The organism is Nonomuraea sp. NPDC049028 (assembly GCF_043197735.1).
Taxonomy (GTDB): Bacteria; Actinomycetota; Actinomycetes; order Streptosporangiales; family Streptosporangiaceae; genus Nonomuraea.
In genome coordinates this window covers 287,937-302,607 of sequence record NZ_JBICTR010000010.1, presented here as the reverse complement: position 1 = coordinate 302,607, position 14,671 = coordinate 287,937, and the positions used below count along the sequence as shown (strand labels likewise).

Below are 14,671 nucleotides of genomic sequence, written 5' to 3'. Positions count from 1 at the left end.
TCGCGGATCCGGCGTCACGGACCGCCTCGGAGCCACTCATCCGCATCCGTGGAGTGAGCAAGCGATTCGGCGGCACCACCGCACTGGAAAGGGTGGATCTCGACCTCCACCACGGCGACATTCTCGCCCTGCTCGGACAGAACGGCGCCGGAAAGTCGACGCTGATCAAGATCCTGGCCGGGGTCTATCGCGCCGACGAAGGGGAGGTTGAGGTGGCCGGCCATCCGCTGGGCAGCCAGGCCGCCTCCCGCGGCATGTCGTTCGTCCACCAGGACCTCGGCCTCGTCGATTGGATGTCCGTCGCCGAGAACATCGCCCTGGGCACCGGCTATCGCCGGCGCGGCGGTCTCATCTCCTGGCGCGGGGTGCGCGAGCGCTGCGTGGCGGCCCTCCGATCCGTCGCGATCCACCTCGACCCCGATGAGCGGATGGCCGACCTCACCCGCGCCGAGCGGTCGCTCGTCGCCATCGCCCGCGCGCTGGCCGCCGAAACCGAGATCGTCGTCCTCGACGAGCCGACCGCGAGCCTGCCCGCGCCCGACCGCGCCCGCCTGTTCGGCGCTTTGCGCGCGCTGCGTGACCGAGGTCACGGGATCGTCTACGTGAGCCACCGGCTCGACGAGGTGCGTGAGATCGCCGACAGGGTCGCGGTCCTGCGCAACGGGCGCCTCGTCAGCCAGGGGACCCTCACCGGCGGCCATTCCACCACCCTCGTACGTGACATCGTCGGGCGCGAACCGACGTCCCACCGGCGCCCGAACCGCGCCCTCGGAGAGGTGGTGCTGAGCCTCACCGGCGTACGCACCGGGCAGGCCGGCCCGATCAGCCTCGACCTGCGGGCCGGTGAGGCCATCGGTCTCGTCGGCCTCACCGGTGCCGGGCACGTGGATCTCGGCCGCGCTCTGGCCGGCGCGCATCCCATCCTCGCCGGCCACATGCTGCTCGACGGGCGGCCCTATGGTCCACGGTCGGTGTCGGCGGCCGTCGACGCGGGTGTCGGCCTGGTGGCGAGCGACCGGCAGGAGGAAGGCGCCGCCCCGGGCCTCAGCGTCCGCGAGAACTTCCTGGCGAACCCCAGGGCACACGGCCGATCACCACTGAGCTGGATCCGGCCCCGTGTGGAGCGCGCCGAGGCGGCGGCGCTCGTCGCCTGCTTCGGCGTCCACCCCGCCGATGCCGAGGCGCCTCTTGCCACCCTGTCCGGCGGAAACCAGCAGAAGGTCATGATCGGCCGTTGGCTCGGTACGAACCGCCACCTCCTGATCCTCGAGGAGCCGACGGCCAGTGTCGATGTCGGCGCCAAACCCGAGATCTACCGGCTCCTCGACGAAGCCCTCGCCGGCGGGCTGGCGGTCATCCTCGTCTCCGCCGACTTCGAGGAAGTCGTGAACGTATGTGATCGCGCCCTCATGTTCGTCCGGGGGACGGTGACCACCGAGGTGGCCGGTGCGGCCCTCACGGTCACCGCCCTCACCCACGCCGCGTCGGTCGCGCCCGCTGTCACAGGTGCGAATCCCCGATGACCACGAGAGCCCCGCGCCGGCGGCGCACCGCCGGCCACTTCGTCGGCAGCTATGGACTGCTCGCTCTGACGGTCGTCCTGTTCGTGGTGTTCACACTCGCCCTGCCGGACACCTTTCCCACGATGGCCAACCTGACGTCGATCCTCTCGGCTCATTCGATCACCGCGATCCTGGCGCTGGGCGCGATGATCCCCATCGTCACGGGGAAGTTCGACCTGTCCATCGGCTATGGCCTCGGGCTCGGACACGTCGTGACCTTGCAACTCATCATCGCCGGCGGCTGGCCATGGCCCCTGGCCTGTCTCGGCGTGCTCATCGGCGGCGCGCTCGTCGGCGTGATCAACGGTCTCCTCGTCGAGTTCGCCAGGATCGACTCGTTCATCGCCACCCTGGGCACCGGCAGCGTGCTGTACGCCATCACGGGCTGGACGACCAAGGGCGCCAGGATCGTGCCCGGCCCGCAAGGTCTTCCGCCCGCCTTCACCGGCATATCCGACTCGACGTTCCTGGGCCTGCCCGTCCCCGCGTTCTACGTGCTCGTCCTCGCCGCGGTGCTCTGGCTCGTGCTCGAACGCCTCCCCGTCGGCCGCTACCTGTACGTCATCGGCTCGAACCCGCGGGCCGCCGACCTGATCGGCATCCCGACCCACCGGTACGTCGTCTACGCCTTCGTGGGCTCCGGACTGGTCACCGGCTTCGCGGGCGTCCTGCTCGCCGCTCAGCAGCAGATCGGCAATCCGAGCGTCGGGATCGACTATCTGCTGCCGGCGTTCGTCTCGGCCCTGCTCGGCTCCACCGCGATCAGACCCGGACGGGCCAACCCTCTGGGTACCGTCGTCGCCGTCGCCGTGCTCGCGATCGGCCTGTCGGGCATCGGCCAGCTGGGGGCGGACTTCTGGGTGACGCCGCTGTTCAACGGGGTCACCCTGCTCATCGCGGTCGGGCTCGTCGGCTACGCGGCCCGGCGCCGGCTGCGCGCGGGACCGGCCGCGGCACGCCGCACGCCACCGCCCGCGCCTCCATACGAGTCCGCCGCCACACCGTCCCGTGACCCGTCGCCACCGCGAACCGTCCCACCTGCGGGGTAAGGATCCGAGCGTGAACCGCTTCTCACGCATCGCGACGGCGCTGGCGGTGGCCTGCGCGCTCGCCTGCGGCTGCTCCCGGGGCTCCGCCGGTTCGGCTCCCGGCCCCGCACCGGGCCCGTCGGCGAGCTCGTGTCCCGGTGTCCTGTCCGTGGCCGGGCCGGCCGTCGCGCGGGCCGAGGGGATCGTCCCCTGGAACGGTCCCACGAGCGGTCCGCGAGCGGTCCGCGGCAAGAACCTCGTGTTCGTCGCGGCGACCATGACCAACCCCGGCGTCGCGGGCACGGCCAACGCGGTGCGGGAGGCCGGGGAGTCCATCGGCTGGAACGTCCGGGTGATCGACGGGCAGGGCACTCCGGCCGGGGTACGGGAGGCCCTCGGCCAGGCCGTCGCCCTGCGCCCGTCGGGGATCGTCATCGGCGGTTTCGACCCGAACTCCGCCACCGAGCAGATCGAGCGGGCCGGTGACATGCGCATCCCGCTCGTCGGGTGGCACGCGGCGAGCCGGCCCGGGCCCGGCGCGAACCCGAGGCTCTTCACCAACATCACCACCCGGGTGGAGGAGGTCGCGAGAATCAGCGCGTTCTGGATCATCGCCAGGTCGAAGGGGCACGCGGGAGTCGTCATCTTCACCGACTCGTCGATCCCCTTCGCGGAGAACAAGGCACAGCTGATCAAGAAAACGCTGCTGAGCTGCTCCGGTGTCACGCTGCTGTCGTACCAGAACATCCCGCTTCCCGACACGGGCAGCCGCACGCCTCAGGCGGTCTCCTCGCTCCTGTCGCGCTTCGGCGATCGATGGACCTACTCGGTCGCCATCAACGACCTCTACTTCGCCGACGCGGCGGCGCCCCTGCGCGCCGCGGGCAAGGCCGGCGATGGGCCCCCGTACGCGATCGGCGCGGGTGACGGCGACCCGTCGGCGTTCCAGCGCGTCCGGGACCGCCAGTTCCAGCAGGCCACCGTTCCCGAGCCGTTGAACGCGCAGGGCAGCCAGATCGTCGACGAGTTCAACCGCGCGTTCGCCGGGCGGCCCCCGAGCGGGTACGTCGCGCCGGTGCATCTGACCACGCAACGCAACGTCGACGACGCCACCTCGTGGGACCCGCCGGGCTATCGCGCGGCCTACGAGCGGATCTGGCACGGCTGACCGAGTGGGGTTCAGGCGAGCGCCGACCTCAGCGGGTGAAGCCGATGTCCTGGTAGCGGAGGTCGTAGAAGCCGCGGGCCCCCACGTTGGCCAGCGTCTCGCTGACCGCCACGTTCTGCGGCCTCTGGTACAGCGGCAGCACGTTGACCTCCTGCCAGATCAGCTTGTCGGCCGCGTTGGTGTCCGCGTGCGCCTGCTTCAGGTCGAGGCTCTGGCCGGCCTGGTTCATCGCCGCGTCGATCTCGGGCGAGCCCACGCGACCGAAGTTGGCGTTCCACGTCTGCCCGTTCGGCGAATTGGCGTAGATCCCAAAACTGCTCGAAACCGGAAAAGGCGTGCCAATGTACGCGAACGGCGTCATATCAAAGTTGCCGGGGATGACGTACTTGGTGAAGAAGTCATCGCTGGGCACGGCCTGGATGGTGAGCTTGACCCCGATCTGCGCGAGCATGCTCTGTGCGAGCTCGCCCTCCGACTTGCCGGTCTGCACGCCCGACGGCACCACGAAGCGCAGGTCGAGCGACTTGCCGTCCTTCTGGCGGACGCCACCGCCGCCCAGCGGCCAGCCCGCCGCGTCGAGCAGGCGCCTGGCCTGGGCCGGGTCGTAGACGCCCAGGGCGCCGGCGTTGTCCTGGTAGCCCTCCTGGGTGTTCATGAAGAAGTGGTTGTTCAGCAGCGCGATCGGCCAGTCGAGGCCCTGCAGGTCGGACTGGGCGATCGCCTGGCGGTTGATGCCGAGCTGGATGGCCTGCCGGACCCGCTGGTCCTTCAGCAGGTCGCTGGAGCCGTTGAAGGTGATGTGGCGGAAGTCGGGGCCCGCCGCCTGACGTACGGTCGCGCCCGGGGTGGTCTTGGCGCGCGCGTAGTCGGGCGCCGACGGGCCGACGTCGGTGATGTCGAGTTCGCCGTTGCTGAACGCGCCGATCAGGGAGTCCTGCTCGGAGGCGCGGTAGATGATCTGGTCGAGCTTGGCCCGGTCGCCCCACCAGGTGTCGTCGCGGACGAGCGTGATCGTCTTCGCCGTCTGGTCGAAGCCCTTGAACTTGAACGGCCCGGCCGTCACCGGGATCTTGTTCAGCCAGGCGGTGTTGTAGGCCTCGGGGGTGCTGTTGGTGGAGGCCGGCATCAAGGGACTGAACAGCGACTTCCAGTCGCCGAAGGGCCGGGCGAACGTCACGACGACCGTGTAGTCGTCGCGCCCCCGCCGTACGTCGGAGATGTCCTGGTAACCGGTGGACGAGACGATGTGGAAGGCGGGGTTGGTGCCGTTGAGCGCCTTCCACTGGGCCTGGTAGTCGGCCCAGTCGATCGGCTTGCCGTCGGACCACTTGGCCTTGGGGTTGAGCGTGTAGGTGACGACCTGGTGCGGGTCGCGGGAGGTGACCTCGGCGCTGATCAGGTAGTCGGGGTTCGCGGTGATGTCCGCCTTCTCGTCGGATCTGAACGGCGCGGGCAGCAGCGCGTTGCTGACCACCGCGGCCACGGCGAGGTTGCCGTCGACGTGGTTCCTGTTCCACTGGGTGGGGAACTCGTTGATGCCCCAGCGCAGCGTGCCGCCGTCCTTGACCTTCTCACGCGGCTGCGGGTTGATGTCGTACGCCTTGACGTTCCGCTCGTCCCCCCGCGGGCCGCCCGCGAGGCCATCGCTGCCGCCAGGGCCCCGGCCGCAACCCGCCAGGCACAGCGAGCCGGCCAGGGCGACCACGATCAGGCGTGATGCTTTCATCGAGCGAATCCTCCCGCTTAGCTTAGGTGACTTCGAGCTTCTCGGCGTAGTGACAGGCGGCGCCCTGGTCCTTGTCGAGCAGGTGCACCGAAGGCTCGACGGCCACGCACACGGCGCGTTCGTCATCGGTCAGCTCGGCCCTGAACTTCGGGCACCGGGTACGGAAGCGGCAGCCCGACGGGGGGTCGGCCGGACTGGGGAGATCGCCTTCGAGCAGGATCCGCCGGCGCGAGCGCTCGCGGACCGGGTCGGGCAGCGGGATCGCGGACAGCAACGCCTGTGTGTACGGGTGCGCGGGAGCGTCATAGACGGCGTCCACCTGCCCGATCTCGGCGATCCTGCCCAGATACATGACGGCCACCCGGTCGGCGATGTAGCGCACCACGGCCAGGTCGTGCGCGACGAACAGGTAGGACAGCCCGAGCTCGGCCTTCAGCGCGTCGAGCAGGTTGATCACACCGGCCTGGATCGACACGTCCAGCGCGGAGACCGGCTCGTCGAGCGCCAGGAACCTGGGTTCGAGCGCCAGCGCGCGGGCGATGCCGATGCGCTGCCGCTGTCCGCCGGAGAAGTCCTGCGGGTAGCGGGCCGCGTGGGAGGGGTCGAGCCCGACCAGGTCGAGCAGCTCGGCCACCCGGCCGCCCGGATCGCCCTTGCCGTGGGTGCGCAGCGGCTCGGCCAGGATGTCGTAGACGGTCATGCGCGGGTCGAGGGAGGCGAGCGGGTCCTGGAAGACGACCTGCATGTCGCGCCTGATCGCCATCCGTTCGGCGCCGCCGAGGCGGGCGGTGTCGTGCCCGAGCACGACGATGCGGCCCTCCTGCGGCTCGGCCAGCTCCAGGATCTCCATCAGCGTCGTGGTCTTGCCGCAGCCCGACTCGCCGACGAGGCCGAGCGTCTCGCCCTCGCGTACGTCGAAGCTGACCCCCTCCACCGCGTGCACGGTGCCGACCCTGTGCTTGAACACCGATCCGCGCAGCAGCGGATATCGCTTAACCAGCCCGTCGACCTTCAGCACCGGCTGCCGGGCCTGGCGCGGCCGTGCCTCGCGCGGCTCGACGGGGACCGCGTGCTTGGCCGCCACGCGGGGGCGTACGTCCGCCCAGCGGATGCACGCGGCCTGGTGCGCCGGGCCGACGTCGACCAGCGGCGGCTCGGCGGCCTCGCAGGCGTCGATGCGCATCGGGCAGCGCGGCGCGAACGGGCAGCCCGGCGGCAGCGCCGCGGGCGACGGCGGCGCGCCCTCGATGGGCACGAGCGGGTGCCGTCCGTCGGTGTCGACGCGCGGGATGGAGCTGAGCAGCCCGACGGTGTAGGGCATGCGCGGCCCGTAGTAGATGTCGTCCACGCTGCCCACCTCGACGGGCCGGCCCGCGTACATCACCAGCACCCGATCGGCGAACCCGGCCACCACCCCGAGATCGTGCGTGATCATGACGATCGCGGCGCCCGTCTCCCGCTGGGCCTTCTTCAGCACTTCGAGCACCTGCGCCTGGATGGTGACGTCGAGCGCGGTGGTCGGCTCGTCGCAGATGATCACGTCGGGGTCGTTGGCGATGGCCATCGCGATCACCGCGCGCTGTCGCATCCCGCCGGAGAACTCGTGGGGGAAGGCCAGGGCCCGCTCGGCGGGGTTGGGGATGCCGACCAGGTCGAGCAGCTCGACGGCCATGGCCGCGGCCTGCTTCTTGGTCACCTTCTGGTGGACGCGCACGGCCTCGGCGATCTGGTCGCCGACGCGGTAGACGGGGGTCAGCGCGGACAGGGGGTCCTGGAAGACCATCGACATGGTCTTGCCGCGGAAGGCGGTCAGTTCGCGCTGCCGGGCGCCGATCAGCTCCTTGCCGTGCAGCCGCACCGAGCCGGTGACCGTGGCGCCCGGCGGCAGCAGGCCCATGACCGCGGCCGAGGTGACGGACTTGCCGGAGCCCGATTCGCCGACGATGCCGAGCACCTCGCCCTGGCGTACGGCATAGCTGACGCCGCGTACGGCCGCCACGTCGCCGAAGGAGACGTTGAGGTCGGTGACCTCAAGGACGGGGGTCACCGTGGCCTCCGGGAGGCGGGATCGAAGGCGTCGCGCAGCGCGTCGCCGATGAGGTTGACCGCGAGCACGGTGACCACCAGCAGCCCGGCGACGAACCAGAACGTCCACGGCGCGTAGAGGGCGGTCCGGGAGCCGTCGGCGATGAGCGTGCCGAAGGAGACGTCGGGCGGCTGGATGCCGAAACCGAAGTAGGACAGCGAGGTCTCGGTGAGGATGGCCGCGCTGACGTTGAGGGTGGCGTCGACGATCAGCAGCGACGACAGGTTGGGGATGATGTGCCGGAAGATGATGCGCACCGGCGAGACGCCCATGAACCGGGCGGCCTGGATGAACTCCCGCTGCTTCAGCGAGATCGTCATCCCCCTGACGATCTTCGAGGTGACCATCCAGAGGAACAACGCCAGCATGATCACGAACAGCACCCACTGCCCCGCCCCGAACAGCGGCGACATGACGGCCAGGATCAGGAACGCGGGCAGCACCAGGAGCAGGTCGGCGCCCCAGGTGAGCGTCCGGTCGGTCCAGCCGGGGAAGTAGCCGGCGAACGCCCCGACGACGGCGGCCAGCGCGGTGGACACCAGCGCGGCCAGCAGCCCGACGATCAGCGACTTGCGCATGCCGCGCAGCGTCACCGCGTAGACGTCGGCGCCGGTCTGCAGCGTGCCGAACCAGTGCTCGGCCGACGGCGGGCTGAGGAAGGCGGCGAAGTCCTTGTCGGTGTAGGACCACGGGCTGAGTGCCGGCCCGGCGAAGGCCAGCAGGAACAGCAGCACGAGCACGCCGAAGCCGATCCGCCCTTGCGTGGACTGGAAGAACCTCCAGGCGACCACCCGCAGCCGCGAGGGAGCCCGTCTACCGACGAGCAGCGCCGTCATCCGGCCCTCACCCGGGGGTCGAGGGCGGCGTGCAGCAGATCGGCCGCCAGGGACGCGCACAGCACCGCGATCGCGGCGATGAAGGCGATGGCCGCCACGGTGTTGACGTCGTTGGTGAAGATGGAGTTGATCAGTTGTTCGCCCAGCCCGTGCCAGCCGAAGATCTTCTCGGTGAACGTCGCGCCGGTCAGCAGGGCGCCGAAGGTGAACGCGAAGTAGGTCGCGACGGGGATCAGGGCGGTGCGCAGGGCGTGGTGGATGAGCGCCTGGCTCCTGCTCAGCCCCTTGGCCATGGCGGTGCGGACGAAGTCGGCGCCGAGCACGTCGAGCATGGTGTTGCGCTGGTAGCGGCTGAAGACCGCGGTCAGCCCCAGCGACAGCGAGATCGTCGGCAGGATCAGGTGCCGCAGCCGGTCGCTCACGGTCCCCCAGAAGCCGGTGTCGAGCCCGTCGCTGTATTCGCCGCTGACCAGGAAGAGCCGGTGCCCGAAGAGCCGATCGTTGGCCAGGGTGCCGAGCAGGATCAGCATGTTGGCCAGCACGACCACCGGCATCGCGAGCACCAGGAACGACATCCCTGTCGACAACCGGTCGAACCACCCGTACTGCTTGACCGCGGCGGCGGCCCCGACGACCACCCCCAGCAGGCTGCCGAAGATCAGCCCGAGCATGACCAGCCGGAAGGTGACACCCATGCGTCGTTTGAGGTCCTCGTTGACCGGCGAGCCGGTGACCGTACGGCCGAAGTCGCCCTGCACCACGCCGCCCGCCCACGTCGCGTAGCGCTGGAGCAGCGGCGTGTGGTCGTTGAGGTTGAGCGCGGTGAGCTGGGCGTCCACGACGGCCGGCGGCGGCTTGGGGGTCCGGTCGGCGTAGTTGGAGCGCGGATCGAGGGCGCTGGCCGCGAGCATGTAGGCGAGGCTGGCTGCGACGGCCACGAGCACCAGATAGTTGAGCAGCCTGCGGGCCAGGAACCCCGCCATCGCCCTCCCCTTCGGCGCGCACGATGTGTAGTCATATTGCTACACCATGCGAGCATCGGGGCGCACGGAACTACCAAACTGCAGTCTGCTTAACGTCCGGAAAGTTCGCTGTCTAACGTCCGGAAAGTTCGTCCACGGCCATGCGGACATCGTCGCTGGTGATGGTCGTCAGCTCCGCCGAGCTGGCCGACCCGCCACCCCCCGCCAGAGCGGCGAGCCGTACGTCGCGGCGCATGGCCGCGCGCTCGAACAGCGACCTGGCGAAGCGCCCGTTGCCGAGCCCGTCGATCAGCCGCTCGTCGCAGACCCAGGCGAAGACCTCGTCGAGGTCGCGCAGCGCCGCCTCGTCGAAGCGGTCGCCCGATTTGTCGGCCAGCAGCACGGCGATCTCGGACAGTTCCCGGGCGGAGTAGCTGGGGAAGGCGACCCGCTGGTTGAACCGGCTGGCCAGGCCGGGGTTGGTGGCCAGGAAGGTGTCCATCTCGCGCTGGTAGCCGGCCAGCACGATGACGAGCCGGTCGCGGTCGTCCTCGGCCCGCTTGAGCAGCGTCTGCACGGCCTCGGCGCCGAACGCGTCGCCGCCGGAGTAGCCCGGGTTGACCAGGCTGTAGGCCTCGTCGATGAACAGCACGCCGCCCAGCGCCCGGTCGACCAGCTCGTTGGTCTTGATCGCGGTGGCGCCGAGGTGCTGGCCGACCAGGTCGGCCCGCTGTGCCTCGACCACGTCGGGCCTGGCCAGCAGCCCGAGCGCGGCGAAGATGCGGCCGATGACCCTGGCCACTGTGGTCTTGCCGGTGCCCGGCGGGCCCGCGAACACGAAGTGGCGCGTCTGCGGCGGCGTGGGCAGCCCGCGCTCCTGGCGCATCCGGGCGACCTGGAGCTGGGCGGCGATGGCGTGCACCTGCCGCTTGACCGGCTCGAGCCCGGCCATCCGGTCGAGGTCGGCCAGCGCTTCCTCGATGGTGGGGGTGTCCTCGTAGCCGCGGAAGCGGGCGGTCAGCTCGTCGAACGCCTTGGTGACGTCGGCGGTCGTGGTGGTGACGAGGTCCTCGGTGGTCGGCGTCCCGCCCGCGCCCACGACGCGCACGTCACGGGCCGTCGCGGCGGCCTCGACGAGGCTGCGGACGAACCTGGCGTTGCCCAGCTCGTCGACCAGCCCGCGCCGCTGGACGTCCTCGAACAGGCCGAGCAGCGCGGCGCGCGCGTCGGGCGCCATCGTGTCGCCCCGGTGCCGCTGGAGCAGCTCGGTGATCTCCGCCAGCTCACCGGGCGAGTAGCTCGGAAAGCGCACCCGGGTGGCGAACCTGCTGGCCAGGCCGGGGTTGCTGGACAGGAACGAGGTCATCTCCTGCTCGTAGCCGGCCAGGATGATGATCAGCCGGTCGCGGTCGTCCTCGGCCCGCTTGAGCAGCGTCTGCACGGCCTCGGCGCCGAACCTGTCGGGCTGGCCGTCGGAGGAGTTGATCAGTCCGTACGCCTCGTCGATGAACAGCACGCCGCCCAGTGCCCGGTCGACCAGCTCGTTGGTCTTGATCGCGGTCGCGCCCAGAAACTCCCCCACCAGGTCGGCCCGCTGCGCCTCGACCACGAAGGGCGTCTCGAGCAGGCCGAACGCGTAGAAGATCTTCGCCACCGTGCGGGCCACGCTGGTCTTGCCCGTGCCGGGCGGGCCGAGGAAGACCAGGTGCCTGGTCGGGCGGCCGGCCTTGTAGCCGGCCTCGGCCCGCAGGCGGGACGCCTCGATGGAGGCGGCGATCGAGCGGACCTGCTCCTTGACCGGAGCGAGCCCGATCATGCCCTCCAGCTCGGCCAGCGCCTCCTCCACCGAGATGTCGGGCAGCCCGCCGGCCTTCTCGGGCGGCGCCTCCGGCCGGCCGTCGCGGGCCCTGACCCGGACCTGCTCCTCGGCGCTGAGCGCGTTCCTGGCCCGGCGGGCGGCGATGAAGCGCTGGACGAGGACGGCGGTGGCCGCGCCGTAGGCGACCCAGACCGCGGCGGCGTCGGAGACGAAGGAAATGGCCGCGGCGAGCGCCCCGGCGGGGACGAGCGCCATCAGCACGCTCAGCCACGGCGTCACCCAGCGGATCAGGTGCGCGGCGGCGGCGACGGGCACGGCCAGCATCATCAACAGCGTGGGGGCCAGTGAGGGCGGCGGGAGGAGCGCGTAGAACACCGGCAGCAGCGCGCACCAGCCGATGAGCACCAGCACGGTCGCGGCGGCGCGCGGGAAGCGCAGCGTCAGCGCGAGGAACGCGAGCACCAGCAGGGTGATGAGAAAGGTCTTGAACAGGTCCCAGCCGAGCGCGGCGGCCACGCCGACGGTGGCGATGAGCACGACCACGTGCATCACCCGGCGCATGGCCGGGGGAAGATGGAAATAGCGCAGCCGCACCTGTTCAAACAGATCCCGCGCCGCGGTCCGCCCTGCGGTCTGGGCCCTGCCGGACTCACGCATCACGCCTCCCCGGTCCGCCCCTGGTTATACCGCACCAGACCGACGATTGGGCGGACCTGACACGCTAGGTGCCGGTGACGAATCGTGCGATGTGGCGGCCGAGTTCGCCGCCCGCGTCCTCCTGGAGGAAGTGTCCGGCGCCCGTGATCACCGGATGAGCGCGTCCCGCCGCGCCCGCCATCGACTTCATGAGGATCGGCGCCATACCCCCCGTTATCGGATCTCCGTCGGAGAAGGCCACCAAAAAGGGGCGATCGAGCGTGGTGAGGACCTGCCAGGCGGCGCGGTTGGCGGGCGCGGCGGGGTCGTCGGGGGTGATCGGCACGAGCCCCGGCATGGCCTTCGCGGCGGCTTTGTACGACTCGTCAGGGAAGGGGGCGTCGTAGGCGGCGCGCACGGCCGCGGAAAGTTCGGTCTTGCAGCCCGACTGGACGAATCTGGCGATGTCCAGCGCGGGAGCGTTCATCACCGCGTCTTTGAAGCGATGCCACAACTCGGGCATGGGAATGTCACCCGTCGGCAAGCCCGTGTTGGCCGCGACGATCCTGGCGATGCGCTCCGGATGCTCACCGGCGATCCGCAGCCCGATCAGGCCGCCCCAGTCCTGCCCGACCATGGTGACGCCGGTCAGCCCGAGCGCGTCGAACAGCAGCGCGCGGGTCCACTCGACGTGCCTGGTGTAGGTGTGGTCGGCCCGTTCGGCCGGCTTGTCGGAGCGGCCGAAGCCCACCAGGTCGACGGCGATGGCCCGCAGCCCGGCCGCCGCCAGCTCGCGCATGACGTGCCGGTAGAGGAAGGACCAGGTCGGCTCGCCGTGCAGCAGCACCACCGGCGCCCCGTCGGCGCGGCCCGTCTCGACGTAGGCCATGCGCAGGCCGTCGGCCACCTCGGCGTAGCGCGGCTCGTAGGGGAAGTCGGGCAGGTCGGCGAAACGCTCTTCGGGGGTACGGAGGGTCCGCATAGAACGATATTCTAGCTAGCGCCGCTGGTGCCGCCCGGGAAACTCCCCCATGAGCACCTGCTTGGGAGTGACCCGCAGCAGGTCCGAATCGGCCACGGCGATGCCGCGCACCTCCACCCAATACCTGCGCTGCAGCGGGTCGGCGGCGAAGACCGCCACCCGTGGATCCGCCTCGACGGCCGCCCGCGCCTGCGTCTCGGCGACCAGTCTGAGCTCTCCCGACGGGGTGACGGTCGCCGCCGTGCCCACGACGCGCGGGCCGAGGGAGTCGCCGAAGGACAGCACGACGCTCCTGGCGTACGTGAACGCCTGGCGTACCTCCGGAGTGAGCGCGACGGACGGGGCGTCGCCGGTGGGCAGGTCGCACATGATCAGTGACGCGCGCCACGGCCCCGGCCCGCCGCGCCACCAGGCGCGCGCGGCGCGCAGCGCGAACACCGCCACCGCCGCGCAGAGCGCGCCGAGCCCGGCCCGCCAGGCCCAGACCAGTCCCAGCAGGCCGCCCGCCGCGCAGGCCACGGACGCCAGCACGACCAGGCCGGTCGCGACCGGCAGCCATCTGTCCTCGCGATGGCGGACCCGCCGGTAGGAGACCAGCAGCGGGTACGGCACCGCCACCGCGAGCACGGCGGCCCGTGGCTCCACTGCCAGCGCCCCGCACACCAGGGGCACCAGCACCGACCACGTCCTGCCGAGCATGATCCAGAGCGTGACCCCCGTGTTCCGCCTGGCCGTGCGCTCGGCGGGCACCCGGGCGAACTGGGCCAGGGCCCGCATCGGGCTGCCGCGCCAGAGCTCGGCCAGCGCGCGCATGCCCGCCGTCACCGGCCAGCCGAGCACCACCACGCCCGCCAGAGCAGCCCAGACCGGGTCGAACGCCGTCGGCAGGTCCGGCAGCGCGCCCATCGTCAGCCAGCCCGCGAACGCGGCCACCGACGCGACGGCCGAGGCCAGGGCGGCGCCCAGCCAGGGGTCACGGCCGAGCATGGCGGGGACGTAGGACCACACCCCTACTCTGCGCACCTGCCTGAGCGTGATCGGGACGAGCAGGACCAGCACCAGGAGGCCGCCGAGCCGGCCCTCGCCGCCTCGGTCGAAGCCCAGGGCGGCCACGACGATGGCGATCGTCGCGAGCGCGACCAGCAGGCGGGACTGGCGCGACCAGACCTCCAGCGCCCGTCTGGCCCGGCCGCTCTCGCGCGGGTCGATCGGCCAGGCGGGGTCGCGGTGGGCGGGGAGGCGGTCCCAGCGCAGCAGCGTCAATCCGAGGTTGACGCGGGCCTGCGGATGGGCGGGATCCCGGTCGAGCGCGGTCAGGTAGGCGCGCCGGGCGGGCGCGTGCTCGGCGCGGAGCAGCGCCTGGTCGCCGCGCAGCACGTGAGGGGCGGCCTCCTCGGGGGCGTACGCGCGGGCCAGCGCCGCCTGCTCGACGGACTCGTCCCAGTGGCCGGGGACGCGGCGCAGCGCGGTGCCCAGCCGCAGCCGGGCCGGCCAGGAGCCCAGAGCGAGGCGCACCGCCTGCTCCGCGGGCGCGACCGCGTCGGCGTCGCGGCCCTGGCGTTCCAGCGCGAGGCTGATCAGGCGGTAGGCCCACTCGTTGGCCGGGTCCATGTCGGCGGCCGTGCGAGCGGCCTCCAGCGCGGCCTCGGGGCGGCCCGCCTGGAGTCTGGTGACCGCCTCTTCACACCATTCGCGGGGGGATCTGTCGGTCCTGTCGGCACTTTCGGCGGTCCCCACGGACCCCATGATCGGCTGACCGGACAGAGATGGATAGGCCGGGACATATGGCTGTGTCTCTCTAGAGAGGTGCCTCAGGCCGTGGATCGGCCGATACCGCTGTCCCGAGTGGATGGCATGGCCTAAGCT

The 14,671-nt window shown here is 71.2% G+C and carries 10 protein-coding genes; 3 read left to right on the top strand and 7 right to left on the bottom strand.

Features of this window, described 5'->3' with window-relative positions:
- Positions 1–53: 53 nt before the first annotated feature.
- The 3 genes from ACGFJ2_RS37970 to ACGFJ2_RS37960 are packed head-to-tail and all read left to right on the top strand — an operon-like array spanning position 54 to position 3,758.
- The gene (locus ACGFJ2_RS37970; protein ID WP_393476784.1) at positions 54–1,523 is read left to right on the top strand and encodes a sugar ABC transporter ATP-binding protein; all 1,470 of its coding nucleotides are present in this window, start codon (positions 54–56) and stop codon (positions 1,521–1,523) included.
- Positions 1,520–2,611, top strand: coding sequence for an ABC transporter permease (locus ACGFJ2_RS37965; protein WP_393476781.1), 1,092 nt, complete (start codon positions 1,520–1,522; stop codon positions 2,609–2,611). The genes ACGFJ2_RS37970 and ACGFJ2_RS37965 overlap by 4 nt, the downstream gene beginning before the upstream one ends.
- Positions 2,612–2,621: 10 nt before the next feature.
- A complete protein-coding gene (locus ACGFJ2_RS37960) occupies positions 2,622–3,758 on the top strand; it encodes a substrate-binding domain-containing protein (protein ID WP_393476778.1) in 1,137 nt (378 codons plus the stop codon).
- A 28-nt stretch (positions 3,759–3,786) separates the two neighbouring features.
- On the opposite strand, the gene ACGFJ2_RS37955 is transcribed toward ACGFJ2_RS37960, so the two are convergent.
- The 7 genes from ACGFJ2_RS37955 to ACGFJ2_RS37925 all read right to left on the bottom strand — a co-directional run bounded on the left by ACGFJ2_RS37955 (position 3,787) and on the right by ACGFJ2_RS37925 (position 14,542).
- Positions 3,787–5,484, bottom strand: a complete 1,698-nt coding sequence (locus ACGFJ2_RS37955) for an ABC transporter family substrate-binding protein (RefSeq protein ID WP_357940260.1) — start codon at positions 5,482–5,484, stop codon at positions 3,787–3,789.
- Between the two features lie 22 nt (positions 5,485–5,506).
- On the bottom strand, positions 5,507–7,531 hold the full coding sequence (locus tag ACGFJ2_RS37950; protein WP_393476775.1) for a dipeptide ABC transporter ATP-binding protein: 2,025 nt from the start codon (positions 7,529–7,531) through the stop codon (positions 5,507–5,509).
- Positions 7,528–8,406, bottom strand: a complete 879-nt coding sequence (locus ACGFJ2_RS37945; protein WP_357940255.1) for an ABC transporter permease — start codon at positions 8,404–8,406, stop codon at positions 7,528–7,530. Before ACGFJ2_RS37945 ends, ACGFJ2_RS37950 begins: the two co-directional genes overlap by 4 nt.
- Positions 8,403–9,389, bottom strand: a complete 987-nt coding sequence (locus ACGFJ2_RS37940; RefSeq protein WP_357940253.1) for an ABC transporter permease — start codon at positions 9,387–9,389, stop codon at positions 8,403–8,405. The genes ACGFJ2_RS37945 and ACGFJ2_RS37940 overlap by 4 nt, the downstream gene beginning before the upstream one ends.
- A 112-nt stretch (positions 9,390–9,501) precedes the next feature.
- Positions 9,502–11,844, bottom strand: a complete 2,343-nt coding sequence (locus tag ACGFJ2_RS37935; protein WP_393476771.1) for an AAA family ATPase — start codon at positions 11,842–11,844, stop codon at positions 9,502–9,504.
- Between the two features lie 64 nt (positions 11,845–11,908).
- On the bottom strand, positions 11,909–12,805 hold the full coding sequence (locus ACGFJ2_RS37930; RefSeq protein WP_393476768.1) for a haloalkane dehalogenase: 897 nt from the start codon (positions 12,803–12,805) through the stop codon (positions 11,909–11,911).
- A gap of 15 nt (positions 12,806–12,820) precedes the next feature.
- On the bottom strand, positions 12,821–14,542 hold the full coding sequence (locus tag ACGFJ2_RS37925) for a BTAD domain-containing putative transcriptional regulator (protein WP_393476765.1): 1,722 nt from the start codon (positions 14,540–14,542) through the stop codon (positions 12,821–12,823).
- Between the last annotated feature and the right edge of the window lie 129 nt (positions 14,543–14,671).

What these genes read in the sequence shown, in the direction of transcription:
- ACGFJ2_RS37965 (WP_393476781.1), top strand. Translation starts at nt 1,520, where the DNA reads ATGACCACGAGAGCCCCGCGCCGGCGGCGCACCGCCGGCCACTTCGTC.
- ACGFJ2_RS37945 (WP_357940255.1), bottom strand. Translation starts at nt 8,406, where the DNA reads ATGACGGCGCTGCTCGTCGGTAGACGGGCTCCCTCGCGGCTGCGGGTG.
- ACGFJ2_RS37940 (WP_357940253.1), bottom strand. Translation starts at nt 9,389, where the DNA reads ATGGCGGGGTTCCTGGCCCGCAGGCTGCTCAACTATCTGGTGCTCGTG.
- ACGFJ2_RS37935 (WP_393476771.1), bottom strand. Translation starts at nt 11,844, where the DNA reads ATGCGTGAGTCCGGCAGGGCCCAGACCGCAGGGCGGACCGCGGCGCGG.
- ACGFJ2_RS37930 (WP_393476768.1), bottom strand. Translation starts at nt 12,805, where the DNA reads ATGCGGACCCTCCGTACCCCCGAAGAGCGTTTCGCCGACCTGCCCGAC.
- ACGFJ2_RS37955 (WP_357940260.1), bottom strand. Translation starts at nt 5,484, where the DNA reads ATGAAAGCATCACGCCTGATCGTGGTCGCCCTGGCCGGCTCGCTGTGC.